Raw genomic sequence first — 18,195 nt, 5'->3', positions numbered from 1 at the left:
AATCGAGCAAGCTGCTAATCTTGGACCATGGCCAATGCCCGCACTCGCTTCGATACGATCATGGAATACATGATCCGCGCCCATGAGGTAACCGGCGCCCCTTTGTTCGGTCGGCCGTCGGCCATGTACCGGGGCGAGCCGTTCATGGTGTTTCATAACGACGGCATGGGGTTTCGGCTGCGCGGGCGTTCGCGCCTGCAGGCCTTGGCATTGAATGGCACCAAGTTCTGGGACCCGCTCGGCCGTGCGACGCCCAACATGGAATGGGTTACTGTACCGGTGGCGCACTTCCTGCGTTGGGACCGGTTCGCCGTCGATGCGTTGCACCAAGTGAAGGCCGGCCCGCCCGGCCCGGTGGCCGCTAAGGTCGTCGGGCCGCCGCCGAAGCCACCGGCCGCAAACCGCTGGGCTGACAACATCAAGTCCCTGCTCGCCAAGATCGAGTCGATCAGCCTGACCCCGCAGGCTCCGCGTGCCGAGAAGCCGCGCAGTCGGTTCGACTTCTGACGAACCTATCTGATAAAGACGCGTCGAGGGTGGTACTCACCCGACCTTTCAGGGCCCGCGGCAGTGGGCCGAGCGGAAACCATCCCAAACTTCTGACTCGTCCGCTTGCCTGCGCCGACGTGTAACTTCGTGCAAACCAGCACGTCAACCCGGCGTTCATGACGGCTTCTTGCAGCGGGCCTGCTACCGTCCAGGTTCCTGCCGGGGTTGCAGTGTGCCTGGTGTCCTATCGAACTCAACGAGGTCTTGCATGAAGCCATCGCTGTTCCGATTTCAACGATTGACGCGTTTCTGCTGGTTGGCATTGCTTCTGGCGCTAATCGCCAGCCAGGCGCCTGCCCATTCGCCCGACCCAGCCCTGCTTGCCGGCCTGAAGGCACGCAGCATTGGGCCGGCAGGCATGAGTGGCCGCGTCGCGGCCATCGACGTATCCCCACACGACAACAACGTCATCTTTGTTGGCGCAGCCACCGGCGGTGTCTGGAAATCAACAAATGGTGGCATGCACTGGACCCCCGTGTTCGATCGCGAACGCGTGCATGCCATCGGCGCCATCGCGGTGTCACCGATCAACCCGAACGTGGTGTGGGTCGGCACGGGCGAGGGCAATGTGCGGAACTCGGCATCAGTCGGCGGCGGCGTGTACCGGTCGCTCGACCAAGGCAAGACCTGGCAGTTCATGGGGCTTGCCGACAGTGAGCGCATTCATCGCATCATTCCGCATCCGCGCGATCCCGACACGGTCTACGTCGCGGCGATGGGCCATCTCTGGGGCGAGAACAGCGAACGCGGTGTGTTTCGCACGCGCGACGGCGGCAAGTCCTGGCAGAAAGTGCTCTACGTCGACGAAAAAACCGGCGCGGCCGAATTGGTCATGGATCCAAGCAGCCCCGAAAAGTTGTTTGCCAATATGTGGGAGTTCCGGCGCTGGCCCTGGTTCTTCAAATCAGGCGGGCCGGGCAGCGGTTTGTACATGAGTGTCGATGGTGGCGACAGCTGGCGCCAGGCGACCGCCAAGGATGGTCTGCCGGCCGGGGAGCTCGGTCGGATTGGGCTGGCGATTGCGCCGAGCGATCCGCGGGTCGTGTATGCGCTGGTGGAGGCCAAGGACAGCGCGCTGCTGCGCTCCAACGATGGCGGATACACGTTCGAGACCGTCAATAAGGACATCAACGTATCGGGGCGCCCGTTCTACTACGCTGATCTGCGTGTCGACCCCGAGCGCCCGGATCGCCTCTATCGCGTCCACACCTTTGTCGATGTTTCCAACGATGGTGGCAAGACGTTTGGCCAGCTGATTGGCCTGCAGCACTTGCACCCAGACAATCATGCTTTGTGGATCAACCCGAAGAATCCACGGCATTTGGTCAACGGCAACGATGGTGGCGTGGGCATCAGCTACGACCGCGGTGAGTCCTGGCGCTTTGTGACGAACCTGCCGTTGGCGCAGTTCTACCATGTGCGTTACGACTTAGAGACGCCATACAACGTTTACGGCGGCCTGCAGGACAACGGTTCCTGGCGCGGCCCGTCATCGACTTGGGAACAAGGCCCGATCCGCAATTCGCACTGGGTCGAAGTCGGCTTTGGTGATGGGTTCGATACCCTGCCCGACCCGTCGAACGCCCGCCAAGGTTACGCGATGAGTCAGGACGGCTATCTGATTCGCTGGAACCTCGATACGGGTGAACGCGTGCTGATCCGGCCCTCTGCACCGGATGCCAAGACGCGTCTGCGATTCAACTGGAACGCCGGCCTGGCGCAGGATCCATTTGATGCGGGCACCATTTATTTCGGCAGCCAGTTTTTGCATAAGTCCTCAGATCGCGGCAGCAGTTGGGAGATCATTTCGCCCGACCTGACGAGCAACGACCCCGAAAAGCAGAAGAGCTTTGAAAGCGGCGGCCTGACGCCCGATGTGACGTCGGCCGAAAACCACACCACGATTGTGGCCATCAACCCGAGCAAACTGGAGCGCGGGGTGATCTGGGTGGGCACCGACGACGGACGTGTGCAGGTCACACGCGATGGCGGTAAGACTTGGAAGAACGTGGCCACCGGTGCCAAGGGCGTGCCCGCCGATACGTGGGTGCCGCACATCAATCTGTCGGCGAAGGATCCAGGCACGGCGTTCGTCGTGTTCGACAACCACCGCCGCAACGACAAGAAGCCGTACGTCTTCCGGGTCGAAAATTATGGCGAGCGCTGGGTGTCGCTCAGCAACGGGCAGATCGACGGTTATGCGCTCGTGTTGCTTGAAGACCCGGTCGTTGAACAACTCCTGTATCTCGGTACGGAATTGGGGCTTTATGTGTCGTTCGATGCGGGTCGGAACTGGCAGAAGTTCACGCAAGGCCTGCCCACCGCGTCGGTCATGGATTTGGCAGTGCACGAGCGTGATCATGATTTGATCATTGCGACGCATGGTCGCGCGATGTACGTCGTCGATGACATCCGCCCACTGCGCGAGATCGCGCGGCAGGACAAGACCCCGAGCCAGCAGCTGTTTCCGATCGGCCCGGCGATTCAGTTTCAGGTCCGCCAGGGCATGATCGACACGATCAATTCGCAGTCGGTATTCCAGGGCCAGAATCGCGAATACGGTGCCTTGATCAACTTCTGGCTGGACGCGAAGCATCTGCCGCATCCCGATGCGGATATCGAGCGGCTACGCAAGCCCGAGACGCCAGGCAAGGACGAGAAACCGAAGCCGGACAAGGCCAAGATCGAAATCCGCGATGGTGCGGGTCGGTTGGTACGCGTGCTCGAAGTGAGCCCGACGCAAGGCCTGAATCGGGTGGTGTGGGACCTCAACGAAACCGCCTATCGCTCCCCGTTGCCCCCAAGCCCGTGGGGCGGTGGCGCGAGTGCTCCGGTGGTACCAGGCACGTTCAACGTGACGTTGAAGTTCGATGGGCAGGAATCCAAACAGACGCTGGATGTGCTGCCCGATCCAAGACTTGGTCTGACCGCTGCGGACTATCAGCGCAAGGCGGCGAGCTGGCAGGCGTATGGCAAGACCCAGGAAGCGCTGACGGATGCGATTCGCCAGTTGCAGGATTTGCGCGCCGATCTGGATCGCGTTGCGGCGCTTGCCAAAACCGACGTAGACCGTCGCAAGGAACGTGACCCCGGCACCGATATCGATGAGAAGGATCCCCAGCAGGCACTGATCAAGTCGATCGGTGCATTCAAAGAGAAGCTGCTCGAAGCCGAGAAGAAGCTCTGGCAGCCGCCGGAAGTGACCAAGGGCATTGCCGCCGGTACGGATGCCTTCTCCAGACTGGGCGATGCCAGCAGCTTCTACGGATCGTCGCTGCGTCCCGTCACAGCGTCGCAGGAGGCGTATCTCAAGCACGCTGAAGTCTATGCCCGAGAAGCCATTGAGAATCTCGGCAAAGTCTATGCGGACGAACTGCCAAAGCTGCAGAAAGAGATCGAAGACCTGAAGTATCGGCTGCAGCCATTTGGCAAGCCGGTGACGTTGTAACGCAGCATCATGTCGCCGTAAGGGCAGACCCCTGGGTCTGCCCTGCCGTTCCAGCCTCGCGCGCAGACCCCTGGGTCTGCCCTGCCTTTCCAGCCTCGCGCGCAGACCCCTGGGTCTGCCCTGGTTCCAGACGCGCGAATACATGACGCCGGCCTTGGTTCCGCGCGTCCACGTTGGAGCCTGGTGCTGGGCAAATACAGAGATCTAAGGCAAACACCTAGGCCTGGGGCAGACACAGGGGTCTGCCCCTGCAATCTGTTCGACTGAACTGTTTGCCGCGTCAGTGATCAGCCGGCCTGCTTTGCCATCCATTCCTGCATCGCACTGCGCAACACTGGCAAGGGGACAGAACCCAGGCCAAGCAAATGGTCGTGAAACGCGCGCAGATCGAACTTGGTTCCGAGCTTCTGCTCGGCCTCCGCACGCAACTTCCGGATCTCGATCTCGCCAAGCTTGTAACTCAGTGCTTGACCCGGCCAGCCAATGTAGCGATCAACTTCGGTGCCAATCTCGTGCTCGCTGAGCGCGGTGTTGTCCTTCAGGTATTGGCGGGCTTGCTCGCGCGTCCAACCTTTGGCGTGCAATCCGGTATCCACGACCAAGCGGCACGCGCGCCACATTTCGTACGTCAGCCGCCCGAATTGCTCGTACGCATCTTCGTAGATACCCATTTCCTTGCCCAGGTGCTCGCCGTAGAGCGCCCAGCCTTCGCCATAGGCGGAGATGTACGAATAGCGCCGAAAATTCGGCAGGTCGTCGGCTTCGGCGGCAATCGCGCCTTGCAGGTGATGTCCCGGTACCGCCTCATGCAGCGTCAGCGCCGGCAGCGCATAGAGCGGTCGTGCTTCCAGCTTGAACGTGTTGACCCAGTACGTGCCAGACTGCTTGGCCTGCAAGGACCCCGGCACATAGCGCCCGGCCGTATAGAACGGCGCGATCGAATCCGGCACCGGCGCGACACCGTAAGGCTGGCGCGGCAGATGTCCGAAGTATCGCGGCAGCAATCCGTCGATCCGCTTGGCGATGTACGACGCACGCTCTAACAGGGCTTTGGGCGTCTTCGGATAGAACTGCGGATCGGTGCGCAGAAACTGGATGAACGCCGCCAGATCGCCATCGAACTTTGCGTCCTGCTTGACTTGCTCCATCTCGGCACGAATGCGCGCGACTTCATCAAGACCGATCTGGTGAATCTCGTCAGGCGTTGCATCCAGCGTCGTGTAGATCTTGATTTGCGCCTGATAGTAAGCGAGGCCGTCGGGCAGGTCCTTGGCGGCAAGGGTCTGGCGCGCCTTCGGAATGTATTCGTTTTTCAGGAACGCGCGCAGACGTTCGCACGCTGGTTGGACTTTGTCGGCAATGACCTTGGCGACCTTGGCCCGCCACTTGGCCTGATCGTCGGCGGACCAACTGTTTGGCAGTTTTTTGAACGGCGCATAGAACGGTGTGTCTTCCGGCTTCGCCGCAGCCAGTTTTGCCAAGGGCTGTTCTCGCCCTTCGAGCACGATCTGCTGGACGGTCATGCCCGTCTTCAAGCCCGTCTTGAGGAGCACGACATGCTCGTCGAAGTACCGCGGCACATCGGCTAGGCGATCCAGGTAAGCCTGAGCCTGCTCAGTGCTACTGATTTGATCGTTGACGAAGCCTTGTTCGACATCGCCATAGAAGCTGGAGTCGCCATTCATCGGCAGCAGATACGACTTGGACTCGATACCGACAATGAACTCGTCGAGTTGCGAGCGATACACGGCCGCATTCAGTCGACCAAGGTCAGACAGGTCCTTCTGATCGAGTTGATCCAATGCGTCGCGAACGCCCCGCCAGTACGTCAGCCGCTCTTGCTGCGCCTTGGCGTCGACGCTACCCAGAGTGTGCGCGGGGCCACCCAGCGCCAGGTATGACGCCATCCCAGGAAACTCGTTCATGCGCCAAGCCCACTCTTTATCGTAAAGGGCCTGCAGGTCGGCATCAGAAGCCGATGCGAAAGCACTCGCACAACAAAGCGCAGCGGACCAGATCAAGCGGATCGGTGTGGTTCGAATCATGGGACTACTCCGGGCAAGGGCACTGAAGAATCTTGAATGCAACGTCGTCGCGATGCATCCGTCTGGAATCGCATTCTCCTGCGCCACCGTCAATGTGCCGACAGTAATTGCCGGAGGTCGTCATGCGTGCGGACGATGTGCGTCCGCGTCGCCTCCTGGAGGCCATCGGCGTCTTGCTTGAGCCACAAGCGATGGAGCACGTTGTGCTCAGTCTTCGCCCGTCGCGTCCGACCTTGCGGCGCCAGATGCCGCAACACATAACGTTGTGACCGGACGAGCAGACGCCCCAGCACCTCGGCGGTGATCGGCTGTTGGGCGGGACAGATCAACGCAAGATGAAAGCTGCGATTCAAGTCAGCGACCTTTGGATCTTGCGACTCCGTCGCCGCATTCAGCGCGTCAAGCAATTGCTTCACCTCGCGTTGTTCGGCTGTCGTCGCAAGACGCGCACCGTTGGCGACTGCATCCGGCTCGATCTGCAGGCGCAGCCGGAACAGTTCATCCAGTTCCGATACTGATGTGCCACGCACCTGAAAGCCCCGATGCGCGAAGACATCAACCAACCCTTCGGCGCTGAGCTGCACCAGCGCCTCGCGCACCGGAATTTTGCTGACGCCGAATTCGGCTGCAATCGCATCCTGCAGCAACGCCGTGCCGGCTGCGTAGCTGCCATCCAGAATGCGATTCCGGATATAGGTGATCAGCTGGGAGCTGATCGTTCGGGCCAGACCGGTGCGCTCAGTCATGCGGGCTCCTGCCAGGCAACCACGCGCAGGAACCGATCGATCGCGCGGGTGCCGACCGATGTGAAGCGTGCATCCGAACACGCCGGAAACGGTCCGCCGTGAACCGTGGCGCTGCCGACTTCAACGCCGGTCGGATAACCGTTGAACACAATGCGACCGACTTTCTGTTCGAGCTGCCACAGTAACGACGTGAACGCGTCGCGCTCTCCCGGCTGATGCCAGAGCGTCGCTGTCAGCTGGCCATCCAGATTGGCAACTGCGGTCTCGAAGTCCTGTACCGTGTCGACCTCTATCACCAAGCTGCTCGGCCCAAAAACTTCATCCTGCAGGCGGTCGTTGCTCAGGAACGTACTGAGATCGCATCCGAATAGCATGGCCTGAGCCTGTCGCGGATCGCTTGCAACGGCACCTTCCGCGAGCACTTGCACGTTCGCTTCAGCGCGTCGCGCTTCGACCAAGTCGCGATAGTGCGCGGCCATCGCTGCCGTCAGCATCGTTCCTGGCGGGACTTGCTGCACGCGTTGAATCAACGCACTGACGAGCGCGGGCGCGCTATCGCGCGTGACAAACAAGAGCCCGGGCTGCGTGCAGAATTGACCTACACCCAGTGTCATCGAACCCACGAGTCCTGTCGCGAGCCCCTCAGGATCAGCTTTCGCACAAGCCGGCGTGATGAAGACCGGATTGACGCTGCTCATCTCCGCGAAGAACGGGATCGGATCACGGCGATTCTGGGCGAGTCGCCACAACGCCATGCCACCTCGGCGCGAGCCGGTGAACGCTGCGGCTTTGATCGCCGGATGTTGCACCAGCGCCTGACCGGCGTCGAATCCGCTTTCGAAAAATACCTGGAAAACCGCTGGCGGCAGCGCGCACGCGGCAACCGCGCGGTCGATCGCGCCCGAGATTAATCGGCAGGTTTCCGGATGCGCCGGATGCGCTTTGGCCACGACCGGACAGCCAATGGCCAGCGCACTCGCACTGTCGCCGCCGGCAACCGAGAACGCGAGCGGAAAGTTGCTGGCACCGAACACCGCGACCGGACCAATCGGTCGGCGCTCGGAGTGAATGCGTGGCCGCGGCGCGGGTTGCCGATTCGGGTCTGCATCATCGGTTCTCGGCTCGCGCCACAGATCGGCTTCGGCGAGCGTCGCGAACATGCGGAGCTGCGCGGTCGTTCGCCCGCGCTCACCTTGCACGCGGGCACGCGGCAATGCGGATTCGGCGCAGACGCAGTCGATCAGCGTGTCGCCCAATGCTTCAATCTGATCGGCGATCGCACGCAGCAATTGCGCGCGCTTTGCCGGACTACTTTGTGCCAGCACGGGAAACGCTTGCGCTGCGGCTTCGGCCAGGGTGGCCACGTCGGCCGGGCTGTGATGAGGGAGCGGCGCACTCATTGCGGGCGAATTCCAAAGCAGAAGGGATCAGTCGGGTCCAAGATCAAGGTTGCTTCGGCGTTCACCGATGCGCGTCCCTGAATGCTGGGCAACACGGCGGATTGGGCCGAGTCGGCCCAATGAAAGCGCGCTTCGAATTGGGTCCCGAGGATGCTTTCCTGAATCCAAGTCGCGCCTGGTTCAAGCTTGCCATCAAGCGCCAGGCACGCGAGTTTCGCGCTCGTGCCGGTGCCACACGGCGAGCGGTCATACGCTTTGCCGGGGCACAGTACGAAGTTGCGCGAGTCGGCGGTGTCGGTGTTGGCAAACAGCTCGACATGATCGACATCCGGATAACCTTGTGCATTCACGGCTTGGCGAATCTTCCAGCTGTAGTCGACCAAGGCCTCGACATCGCGAAGTACCAGCGCCTGCCGGTGCTCACTCGCATCGACGAGAAAAAACCAGTTGCCGCCCCAGGCGACATCGCCGCGAACCGTGCCGATGCCGGGCACATCAATCGCCACCTGCTTCGCCTTGCGATGACTTGGCACATTGCCGATACGCACGGCGCCGTCGGGTAGCAATTCAGCCCGCACAACACCCACGGGCGTCTCGATGTGTTGCACTCCGGGACTGATTCGGCCGAGATGCGCGAGCGTCGCGATGACGCCAATCATGCCGTGACCGCACATGCCGAGCAGCCCGACGTTGTTGAAGAAGATGACGCCGTAGGCGGCCTCCGGCGCACTCGCTTCGAGCAGCAAGGCGCCGACCAACACATCGGAACCACGCGGCTCATTGACGATCGCCGAACGGTAGTGATCGAACTCGGCGGCGAAGCGCTTGGCACGCTCGGCAATGGTGCCACTGCCGAGGTCCGGTCCGCCGGCGATGACGAGCCGCGTCGGTTCGCCGCCGGTATGAGAATCCACAATCTGAATGCGGGTCGCGCTCATGATCAGAACGGCCGGTTGTCGCGGGCTTGCTCAATCAGCGCGATGACTTCGGCGCGCCGCGCGCCAGTCAGCGGGTAGCGCGGCGGTCGTACCCGCTCGGAGCCGCGACCCATGACTGCTTCCGCGAGCTTGATGCTCTGGACCAGATCATGATGCGCATCGAGATGCAGCAGCGGCATGAACCAGCGGTAGATCTTGCGGGCGAGTTCCAGATCGCCATCGACGATCGCCTGATAGAGTTTCAACGACTCGACTGGAAATGCGTTCGTCAGACCTGACACCCAGCCCGCCGCGCCAAGCACCAGACCTTCGAAGGCCACATCGTCGAGGCCCGCGAATAGGGTGTAGCGATCGCCCAGTGCGTTGTAGACGTCAGTGAAGCGACGGCTGTCGGGCGCCGACTCTTTCAACGCGACAATGTTCTCGCAATCAGACAAAGCCTGCAGCGTCGCGATGTCGATGTTGACGCGATACGCCGGAGGATTGTTGTACAGCATGATCGGCAGACGTGTGGCCTTCGCGACCGCGCGGAAATGCTTCTCCAGTTCTTCTGGCGTCGGCACATAAACCATGGCCGGCAACAGCATCAGGCCACTGACGCCAATCGCCTCAGCATCACGCGCATACGCAATGGCCGCATCGGTTGTGAATTCGGCGACACCGGCAATCAACGGCACCTTGCCGCCCACTTCGCCGACCGCTGCGGTCAACACAGCGCGCTTTTCATCGGCGCTGAGCGAGCAGTTTTCGCCCACCGTGCCGAGCAGGATCAAGCCATGCACCCCATCGCGCACCAGGGCCTGCTGCACCGCGCGCGTGGCACCGATATCAACGCGCATGTTCTCGCCGAACTGCGTGGTGGCGGCTGGGAAAACGCCACGCCAGTCAGGCTTGGCAACAGAAATCTGGTTAGTCATCAGACGACTCCGGTTAGGGGATGGCTTGTTCTGGTTTCGTAGATCGTATACGGTATTCCCTGACCCGAGCAAGCGGACCCGCACCAGACATGAGCATCGAAAAGCGCGAGATCACCGTTATTGGCGCCGGCGTGATTGGCTCCGCCATCGCTTGGCGGCTGGCCACGCAAGGTCACAGCGTGCGCGTGCTCGACCCCGAACCACCCGGCTTTGGCGGCGCGAGCTATGGCAATGTCGGCCACATTGCAGCCGAGTTGGTCGAACCCCTGCCCTCCCCGAAGCTGTTGCTGACGTTCTGGAAGGAACTCGTGCAATTCGGTGGGCCGCTGCACATGCCCATGCGACATTGGTTTGGCTTGTTGCCGTGGTCGCTACGCTTCGCGATGGCAGCGTTTCGGCGCGCCGAGAACACCCGCGCGCTCGCGCCCCTGGTTCGCACCGCCACAACCGACTTCCAGCAGATGCTCGAAGCGTTTGGCCGCACTGACCTCCTGCGTCAGAACGGCCACTATCAGATTTGGTACGGCGCGAAGGCTGAGCAAGCTGCCGCCGCGGAAGCCGCACATATGGCGACGCTCGATATCCCGACCGCGCCCGCTGATGCCTCGTGGCTCAACGTGCAAGCGCAGCGCGCCGGTGTCGATGCCATCGCCGGCCTGCACTTCCCGACCTGCGGTCATGTCCTCGATCCCGCCGAAGTCGGCAAAGCCTGTGCCGATGCCGCCAAAGCGCACGGCGCCGTATTCGAGCCCGTCGCCGCGACGAAGATCGAACGCCGCGGCGCCGGACTGGTGATCACACACAGCGCCGGTCAGATCAACACCGAAGCGGCCGTCGTCGCGGCTGGCGTCTGGAGCAAGCCATTGCTCGAAGCATTTGGCTTGAAGGTGCCGTTGCAACCCGCCTACGGCTATCACGTCGAACTCCCGAACGAACCGGCCCAGATCGACGCCCCGATCCTCTATAGCGACCAGCGCTTGCTCGTCACCCCGATGGCCGGCCGCCTCCGCGCCTCCAGCTTCATGGAATTCAGCGGTCTCCATTCAAAAGTGGACCCGCGGAAGTTCACGCGGCTGGACGAACTACTCGCCCAAGTCGGGTATCCCAAGTCCGACCCAAGCCGCCGCTGGCGCGGCCCCCGCCCGATTCTGCCCGACTACTTACCCGGCCTCGGCCAAGTGCCCGGCCAGCCGATCTATTACGCGATTGGGCATCAACATATTGGGCTGACTTTGGCGCCGATGACGGCGGAGGTGATGGGTCGATTGATCGACGGCTCGCATCCTCATATACCTTGTGATGCCTTCGATCTCCGCCGGTTCGGTTGACCTTCTTGAATTGCCTGGACGAGAGTGATCGGAGCATATGCGGCAGGGACTAAGACGGGTCGACGCCCATTCCAAAAGTCTGCCCGAACACCTTGGAAATGTCAGCCAGGCTGCTTTGAGAAACTCGCGCTCTCCAGCCCTCGTCCATCAGGTCGCCTTCAATCGATGCATCAAGCAGCACGGTGAGCAGCTGCTGAGCTTCTGCGACCAGTACATTACGCACATCGGCTGTGGATTTCTCTAGGTCTTCGCGGACCCTGGAAGTGGGTTTCAGTGCCAAATAGCCTGTCTCGTCAAGGTAGGCATCGAAATCCTGCCCTCGCAGCTCCAAACCAGCTTGAGCCCCTTCTGCCGGAGGCCACTCCACATCGGGTAAGGAGGCCAGATCGAGTCCCAGAATCGTCGCGCCGCCATCACAGATCGCGCCTACTTTGAACGGACGTTTTGCAATTGCGGTCTGAATATAGAGGTTGTGCCGGGGGGCTTGAACGGCCTCAAGCTTCTCGGTCTGCAGTCCGACAACACACGCGACATCTATGTCGAACAGGATACGACTTTCGATGGGCCAATCGGGCGCGCCGACAACAACTAGCTCGACCTGCTTCGCTCCCTTCAGTAACGGTGCCTCCTTGGCATTTGCCGATAGCAACCTTCCGTTTCGTCTAGGCCTGGGAGGCAAATATCTGTGCAAACTTTGACTTTCAACGTTGCGGCCATGACCTGTTTCGCAAAGGAATCGAATGTCCTCTGCGAGTTCTTTGAGCTCAGCCTCGCTTGCCTTTTCGCGATAAAGCAGCCACGCAGACTCCGTGCGTTCGAAGAACTCGCGAGCAAACTCTGCTGGCGTTCTGGCCTTGCAGACGATCATCTGCGCGTCCGGATCAATCGACGATTCAGAACTCGGACGATAAAATTGCACCACAAGGGAGTTGAACCGGTGTTCGTCGCTTCGAATTCGGCCACTCACACCAAAGATCCGCTGATCCATTAGGTCCTTGATCCATGCCCAGTTTTCAGACTCGCTGAAGCTGCGCAACTCGCAGAACACTGGGGGCGGACGCTCATGCAGGTGCGCCAGTACAGACAAGGGATACGCCCAGTCTTCTGCATAGTCCTTCACTTCTTCGACTTTGACGTCCAAAGAGCTCAATGCACTCATGACTGTTGCGGTATCTCTTGAGTTCTCACAGATGACTTGTTTCCCAACGACCAAAACTGGAACGCGGCTGTTCCAGTCGGGATGAAATCCGATGAAGTCCACAAGATGGTAACCCATGGACTCGGCAATAATCTCTGCCACTTCGGCATGCTGCTCTGCTGGCCGCGGCAACCAGCCAAGCGGAACACTTGACTGCGGGGGCACCCAGTCCCTGACCTCCAGTGAGGATAGAACCCGAGCCCTTTGTGGCATGGGAAGCATCCCATCCAACGAGTCGAATCCGCTGCCGAGCTCGCGGAACTGTCCTTCCGTACGTTCGATGAGCATGGACAGAGCGATACGAACGATTGGCGGGCTTCGACTCTCCCAGCCACCCGCACGAAGGTGCTTCGATATTCGCGCGCGCTCATTTTCAGACGGCTTGGTAAGCACGGAAATTCGTTCCCAGAACAGCCCCTCCTCAGACGCCGGCAACGTCAACTGGAAACCAACCAGACGCGCGAGTGCTAGGCAAGACCGCGCCGTCAAAGGCACAGTTTGCCATCCAGCGATGTCCACACAGAAGATCGCGACGCGAGAGAGTAGATCGATCTGCTCCCAAGGCGGCTTTTTCAGGAACTGGGATTCTTCGTACCAGCGCCGCAGACTAGCGCCGTCTTTCCGATAGCGATCCAAGAACAGCAACGCCTCTTGGATCCAGTGCTTCTGTCTGCTCGAAAGAATCTGCATCTGCTGGTTGGACATGAAGACATAGTGCGCCTCAGACTGCATCGACGGTTTAGTATGGACCTTCGCCGCCGGCATTCCGCGTCTAGGTGTCACAACAATCTCGTCGCCACAGAGACAGAAAGCTTGAAGACATTCTTGAAGGAGGCTAACTGGGTTCGCAGCATTCAGCGACGGGTCACTTCTCTGGACCTGCTCGAAGGACGTCCAAATTGATTCAAAGCTCTTCCTATCGATGCCGATGTAGTCACGCCATTCACCACCGACGTCTGGCCAGACTCCATCGCGAACGGCATCCGGGGCAAGGGTGCGAACTAAGCATCCAAGCAGGGTCTCCCTTCTCTTCGACGGGAGTTCGACTCGCATCTGCATCGCCGCAAGCGCGATATCTCGCTGATGCACTCTGGGATAGACGATCCGAACTATGCTCGGCAAGCGTTCATCGACGTAATCCAAAAATGTGAGCTCACCAGCCTTGTTACCATCTAACAGGAAATCTGCGACCAACGCATCGTATGATGAGTTCGCGAGGCATTTACTCGCCAATTCAATCGAAGTGACGGGGTCAACAGCCGCTCCTTCGGCCATCAACACGTCAATCTCCAACGTGTTAGACGGATGACCATCATCTATCCAGAGAATCCGCCGACCGCTAAGTTGTTGCTGCTCGATCTGCGGGTTAGACGAACCCTGAACCGCTTGCTCATCGGCCCTGGGCTCGGGCATCAGGCGCCTTGCCAGCAGCCCACGAACTTCGGCAAAACTCAGGTCCTCAGTGAGGTCGCCAGTACTGACTTCAGCCATGAAATCGTAGCCGGAACCATATCGATCCTTCAGGAACTCGCTCAGCAAATGCTTGATCTGTATGGCCTTGCCGAGCGGCACCTCAGACTGCAACCACTGTCGCAGCGGCGGGTGAAAGTTGAAGCTGACACGATTCGGGTCAAGTTCGCTTGGCGGCGAGATGCGCCGGATGAGCCCGGAAAAGAACAACTCCGACAACTCGCCGTTTCCGCTTTGTTCCCCCTGGGTGACGCGCTGAACCAGGCGGATGATCGCCAGCTGTAGCGGCACATAGCACAAGAGGTATAGCAATTCTCGGGCTCTGGGGCTGGCATCGCGCTTGAACTGCTCTAGCCTCTCCCGCAACTCTTGCTCGGATAGGGCAGTCGGATCGGAACCAACTTGAACAGGCTCCGAAGGTTGTTCAACATCAGCTGCAATGTCAGTTGGCAGCGCAAGCCCGGGGACATTAGGGGGAGCGGCATCGTTGATCATGCGGCCGTAGGCGGACCACCAGTCCTCTGACAGACCCAACAGCGGCAGGGTCCAGTGAGTACGCTTGTTCAGGGCACCCTGCTCAAACGGCTGCTTCGCCTCTTGAATGTATTGGGAGCTGGTTTGCGCGGCCGCCTTGCTACCGACGTAGATCGGAATCGCATCCTGCCGTTTGACAATGCCTGTCCGTCTCCAAAGTCGTTCAGGTAAGGTTTGCAGCAGCGCCAATGGGAGCTGACGAGATAGATCACCCAGCGTGCGCAACAGACTATTGCCTCGCCATGCTGGCGCCACAGCACTCGTGACAAACCACACTAATTGACGACCTTCAGCGTCACGCAATGTATGAAGTCCAGCGCCATCGCTCTGCTTTGGACCGCGATGGACGAGCTTTGCCGGATCGAATCGACGGACTCGAACATCGCGAAACGCACCGGACCGCTCGCACACCTTTTGAAACTCGGTCAACGCGTCGCGCCAAATCCACATGCCAGCGCTCTCGTCGATCGCAAGCACGAGACTCCAATGGCGTTCGCGTTTGGGCGCGAACACGAGTTGCGGACGACGTGACATCGCACTTGCCTCGATACTGGCGGCTTCGTCGAGTTCCTGTCCCTGTCGGCTTGGCACAATTCGCCTGAGATCGCGCAGACTGCGCGCGAGCCGCTTTGATTCGGGCAAGGCTCGGGTACCAGGCGTTCGGATTTTCCACGCGGTATCTGCACCAGCTGCCTTCAACGTTAACGGCTTCTCCGCTGCTTGATGCGCCTTTTCGGTTTGCGTCAGATCGGTCTCCCTGCCTTTCGCTTCCGGAGCCTGAAGGTTATTCGCAGTGTGCCCTGGGTTGGTGTCCGGATTGTTCTCGCGTGGTGGGGGCTCTTCGTTTGGTCCCGAATATTTGGGCGAATGACAAACGCACACCGCTTCCTGCTGGACGAGCCAAAGAACGTCAGCCAGAGCGTATCCATCTTCACTCTGCAGCAGGCTCCGAATGGCATCGCGGATATCCACGCTCAGTCGCTCAGATTCTTTAAGACACCGAGCTGCTGCAACAAGTCGAAGTCGGCCGCAACGACGCCTCTCTGAATCAACTGCGCGGCGTTCAAGAGCTGATCCGTTGCCAGTTGCTGATTCTTGGCGCGCATGTCGACGAAATCGTTGATCAGCTGTTGATATTGGTCCTCATCCTCGATATTTAGCCGAGCCTTGAGAATTGACCGCAATTGCGCAGAACTTGGCGGCTGAATATCCAACCGGACGCACCGACGTAGAAACGCCTGAGAGAAGTCGCGTTCGCCGTTGCTGGTCATGAGAACAATTGGGAAGTACTCGCATTGCACTACGCCATCAGTGACCGTACGTTTGCCGCCACCGGGAAGGTCAAGCTCATATGGGCCGGGGCCACTGCGCCTCAGCTCCTCGATTTCAAAGCGACCTTCTTCCATCGCATGCAGTAGATCGTTGGCAAGGTCAATGTCTCCTTTGTCGATCTCATCGATCAAGAGCACGGCAGGTTTGCTGCTCGTGGACTTCGCCAGCGCTGCACCAAGTGGGCCAAGCTTGATGTACTTCACGAGATCCTTGCTCTCGTCGTGGAGCCTAGCGACCGCATCGAAGCGATACTGCCCTTGCTGGAGGGTGCTGCGCGAGTTGATCGGCCAGATGAGCGGCTGATCGAGACCTAACTCATATGCCACAGCGTAGGCGAGAGACGTCTTACCGGTACCCGCGAGCCCGGTAATTAAAATGGGCCGATGCAGATGCAGTGCCAAATTGACCGCCTGAATCTGTTGCGCGTCTGCCTGATGCTGACTCGCACGGATCTGCCAGGGTTCGAGCCCCTGGCTTGAGTCGGACTTGGCGAAACTGCGCCAAGGTGGTGGTGCTGGAAATGCCACCCGCTGCTGGGCTTGATGGTCGCCCTTGAAGATGGGGTTGTTCAGCTGCAAGGTAGGCTCAGACAGTTTCATAGCGGGGGATCCAGACCTCGATTGTTTAGCTCGCCCGGCTGATGCAACGGGACTTCGTGGTCCTCGTAGAACAGTCGGAGTTCAAATGCAGCATGTTTCCTACGTTGGTCTTCCGCAAAGTTCATGGCCTCGGTTGGCAACGTCCTTGAGTTGGAGAGCTTTTTCCATTGCTCATCGGACACTACTAGGTCAGCCTTCTCTGACCACATTGCGACGGGCCTGGCGGACATGATTAATTTGTTGAAAAAGACTGCATTAGCGCCTTGCAGGGACCGGACGACCAGGCAATGGTCAGCTGGCCAGTCGTTGACCCAGAATTCCGAGACGCACGCAACTTCATGCTTGCAGAGTGGAGCCGCCGGGAGTGGCGCACACCCCTGCTTGAAACGGGCACGCTGCAAACTACGCAGATTCGTTGGGACCGCCAAACTGAGCGGACTCTCAAAAAGTCCAAATTGGATGCTCCAGTAGGGCATATCGCTAGCAAACTGGTCAATTTCGATTGCCAGTTCGACTCGCTCGATCTGATCAAGAGTACCGACCTGGTCCACCACATCTGGAAATCGGACCTTGAAGTCAACCGAAGCTTCGGAGGGTGATGTTTCAAAAGTCACAGAGGCTTGATGTCCCTGATTCCGCCAAATAAAGAAGGCGTGCCTTTCCTTCGGCGATTCCTTGGGCGCCGCGACACGCTCTCGGTGCCATTGGACAATGGCTTTGGCTTGGTTTCTAGGCGGAGCTGGAAATGGTCGTTTCAGATAGGTTAGGAACCAGTCTTGTATTTCGTGATGAAGCGAATGGATTTTTGGCCATAACCCGTGCAACAGGTTGACGAGTTTGTCATCGCCTGGGTACGCCCTCCGTTCGCTCAACCACCAGTCGATGTTCGAATGAACAGCCGATTCTGGCGCCGGCCAACAGTCAACTGCAGCGACCAAATCGGCGCGACTGATCGCAACGGTTGACAGTTTGCGACTGAGTTCCTGCATGACGAAGACCGAGACAGAAGAACGGGTCTCTTTCGGATTGCGTGGCGGGAGCCTGCACAAATCGCGCAGACGCACCATGATCGTCTCCAGAGTCAGTTGGGGATGCAGATGCGCCGCAATTAGAAATTCTGCCTGGCCTGCTAGGTTCTGGTTCTGTGCGTCTGTTACGTAGATGTCCAACACTGAGTGAGGGGAGAGCTTTTCGCGCACCGCGATGACAACGGATTCAGCTTGGCACCACGGCTTTTTGCTGTAAGCCTGGCTCAGGCAACGGACCACAAGGACAGCGCGATTCAAGTACAGGTCGGAAAGGTCATTTCGCAAACTGTTATTAAACAGCTTGTGCTCTTCAAATTCATCGAAGAACACCTCTCCGGGCAGCAACGCTTGCTCAAGGGCTTCGGCCAGAGGCCTGACTACCTCAACATCCTCCCCGGCAAACGAGAACGCCACTGCGTAGCAGCCCAACTCGGGTCGATGTTCTGGCGGCCAAATCTGCCCGGGCCGCGTCATTGAGACCAGGCTCCGTCGGCAATTTGTAAACCCCCAAACGCGACACTCATCTCCAATACGCTCTCGTAACGCGGGCGATCAAGCTGGTCCACTGATGGCTTGATGGTGCCGGGATTTCGGGTTGAGTTCAACACGCTGCCCATTTGCCTTGGCTTGTGTTTGGCTGCGCAGCCGGGTTCGTTGCCAGAC

At 59.6% G+C, this 18,195-nt stretch carries 11 protein-coding genes; 3 read left to right on the top strand and 8 right to left on the bottom strand.

Features of this window, described 5'->3' with window-relative positions; all coding sequences use genetic code 11:
• Nucleotides 1-27: 27 nt before the first annotated feature.
• On the top strand, nucleotides 28-507 hold the full coding sequence (locus C7S18_RS21535) for a hypothetical protein (protein ID WP_106893513.1): 480 nt from the start codon (nucleotides 28-30) through the stop codon (nucleotides 505-507).
• Between the two features lie 250 nt (nucleotides 508-757).
• Nucleotides 758-3,997, top strand: coding sequence for a VPS10 domain-containing protein (locus tag C7S18_RS21530; protein ID WP_106893512.1), 3,240 nt, complete (start codon nucleotides 758-760; stop codon nucleotides 3,995-3,997).
• 287 nt (nucleotides 3,998-4,284) lie between these two features.
• Here C7S18_RS21530 and C7S18_RS21525 read toward each other — a convergent pair whose 3' ends face one another.
• From C7S18_RS21525 to C7S18_RS21505, 5 genes are all read right to left on the bottom strand, one after another.
• Nucleotides 4,285-6,042 (bottom strand): DUF885 domain-containing protein, encoded by a 1,758-nt coding sequence (locus tag C7S18_RS21525; protein ID WP_106893511.1) that lies wholly within the window; start codon nucleotides 6,040-6,042, stop codon nucleotides 4,285-4,287.
• A gap of 89 nt (nucleotides 6,043-6,131) precedes the next feature.
• A complete protein-coding gene (locus C7S18_RS21520) occupies nucleotides 6,132-6,788 on the bottom strand; it encodes a GntR family transcriptional regulator (RefSeq protein WP_106893510.1) in 657 nt (218 codons plus the stop codon).
• Nucleotides 6,785-8,188 carry an aldehyde dehydrogenase (NADP(+)) gene (locus tag C7S18_RS21515; protein ID WP_106893509.1) on the bottom strand — a complete coding sequence of 468 codons (1,404 nt, stop codon included), beginning with the start codon at nucleotides 8,186-8,188 and terminating at the stop codon, nucleotides 6,785-6,787. Before C7S18_RS21515 ends, C7S18_RS21520 begins: the two co-directional genes overlap by 4 nt.
• Nucleotides 8,185-9,126: a proline racemase family protein gene (locus tag C7S18_RS21510; RefSeq protein ID WP_106893508.1), complete on the bottom strand. Its 942-nt coding sequence runs from the start codon at nucleotides 9,124-9,126 to the stop codon at nucleotides 8,185-8,187. Before C7S18_RS21510 ends, C7S18_RS21515 begins: the two co-directional genes overlap by 4 nt.
• A 2-nt stretch (nucleotides 9,127-9,128) precedes the next feature.
• Nucleotides 9,129-10,043, bottom strand: coding sequence for a dihydrodipicolinate synthase family protein (locus C7S18_RS21505; RefSeq protein WP_106893507.1), 915 nt, complete (start codon nucleotides 10,041-10,043; stop codon nucleotides 9,129-9,131).
• Between the two features lie 89 nt (nucleotides 10,044-10,132).
• Here C7S18_RS21505 and C7S18_RS21500 point away from each other — a divergent pair, with 89 nt between their 5' ends.
• The gene (locus C7S18_RS21500; RefSeq protein ID WP_170113420.1) at nucleotides 10,133-11,371 is read left to right on the top strand and encodes an NAD(P)/FAD-dependent oxidoreductase; all 1,239 of its coding nucleotides are present in this window, start codon (nucleotides 10,133-10,135) and stop codon (nucleotides 11,369-11,371) included.
• A gap of 49 nt (nucleotides 11,372-11,420) precedes the next feature.
• Here C7S18_RS21500 and C7S18_RS21495 read toward each other — a convergent pair whose 3' ends face one another.
• The 3 genes from C7S18_RS21495 to C7S18_RS21480 are packed head-to-tail and all read right to left on the bottom strand — an operon-like array spanning nucleotide 11,421 to nucleotide 18,006.
• The gene (locus C7S18_RS21495) at nucleotides 11,421-15,545 is read right to left on the bottom strand and encodes an SAV_2336 N-terminal domain-related protein (RefSeq protein ID WP_146152062.1); all 4,125 of its coding nucleotides are present in this window, start codon (nucleotides 15,543-15,545) and stop codon (nucleotides 11,421-11,423) included.
• 2 nt (nucleotides 15,546-15,547) lie between these two features.
• Complete coding sequence (locus C7S18_RS21485) at nucleotides 15,548-16,504, bottom strand: AAA family ATPase (protein ID WP_106893503.1); 957 nt, start codon at nucleotides 16,502-16,504, stop codon at nucleotides 15,548-15,550.
• Complete coding sequence (locus tag C7S18_RS21480) at nucleotides 16,501-18,006, bottom strand: TIR domain-containing protein (protein ID WP_106893502.1); 1,506 nt, start codon at nucleotides 18,004-18,006, stop codon at nucleotides 16,501-16,503. The genes C7S18_RS21485 and C7S18_RS21480 overlap by 4 nt, the downstream gene beginning before the upstream one ends.
• Nucleotides 18,007-18,195 lie beyond the last annotated feature (189 nt).

Origin of the sequence: Ahniella affigens (assembly GCF_003015185.1) — a bacterium.
Classification (GTDB): domain Bacteria; phylum Pseudomonadota; class Gammaproteobacteria; order Xanthomonadales; family Ahniellaceae; genus Ahniella; species Ahniella affigens.
This window is presented reverse-complemented; position numbering and strand designations above follow the sequence as displayed.

Bases quoted from the DNA above. Each gene is read 5' to 3' on its own strand.
- C7S18_RS21535 (WP_106893513.1), top strand. From the start codon at position 28: ATGGCCAATGCCCGCACTCGCTTCGATACGATCATGGAATACATGATC.
- C7S18_RS21505 (WP_106893507.1), bottom strand. From the start codon at position 10,043: ATGACTAACCAGATTTCTGTTGCCAAGCCTGACTGGCGTGGCGTTTTC.
- C7S18_RS21480 (WP_106893502.1), bottom strand. From the start codon at position 18,006: ATGACGCGGCCCGGGCAGATTTGGCCGCCAGAACATCGACCCGAGTTG.
- C7S18_RS21525 (WP_106893511.1), bottom strand. From the start codon at position 6,042: ATGATTCGAACCACACCGATCCGCTTGATCTGGTCCGCTGCGCTTTGT.
- C7S18_RS21530 (WP_106893512.1), top strand. From the start codon at position 758: ATGAAGCCATCGCTGTTCCGATTTCAACGATTGACGCGTTTCTGCTGG.
- C7S18_RS21510 (WP_106893508.1), bottom strand. From the start codon at position 9,126: ATGAGCGCGACCCGCATTCAGATTGTGGATTCTCATACCGGCGGCGAA.
- C7S18_RS21500 (WP_170113420.1), top strand. From the start codon at position 10,133: ATGAGCATCGAAAAGCGCGAGATCACCGTTATTGGCGCCGGCGTGATT.
- C7S18_RS21520 (WP_106893510.1), bottom strand. From the start codon at position 6,788: ATGACTGAGCGCACCGGTCTGGCCCGAACGATCAGCTCCCAGCTGATC.
- C7S18_RS21515 (WP_106893509.1), bottom strand. From the start codon at position 8,188: ATGAGTGCGCCGCTCCCTCATCACAGCCCGGCCGACGTGGCCACCCTG.
- C7S18_RS21485 (WP_106893503.1), bottom strand. From the start codon at position 16,504: ATGAAACTGTCTGAGCCTACCTTGCAGCTGAACAACCCCATCTTCAAG.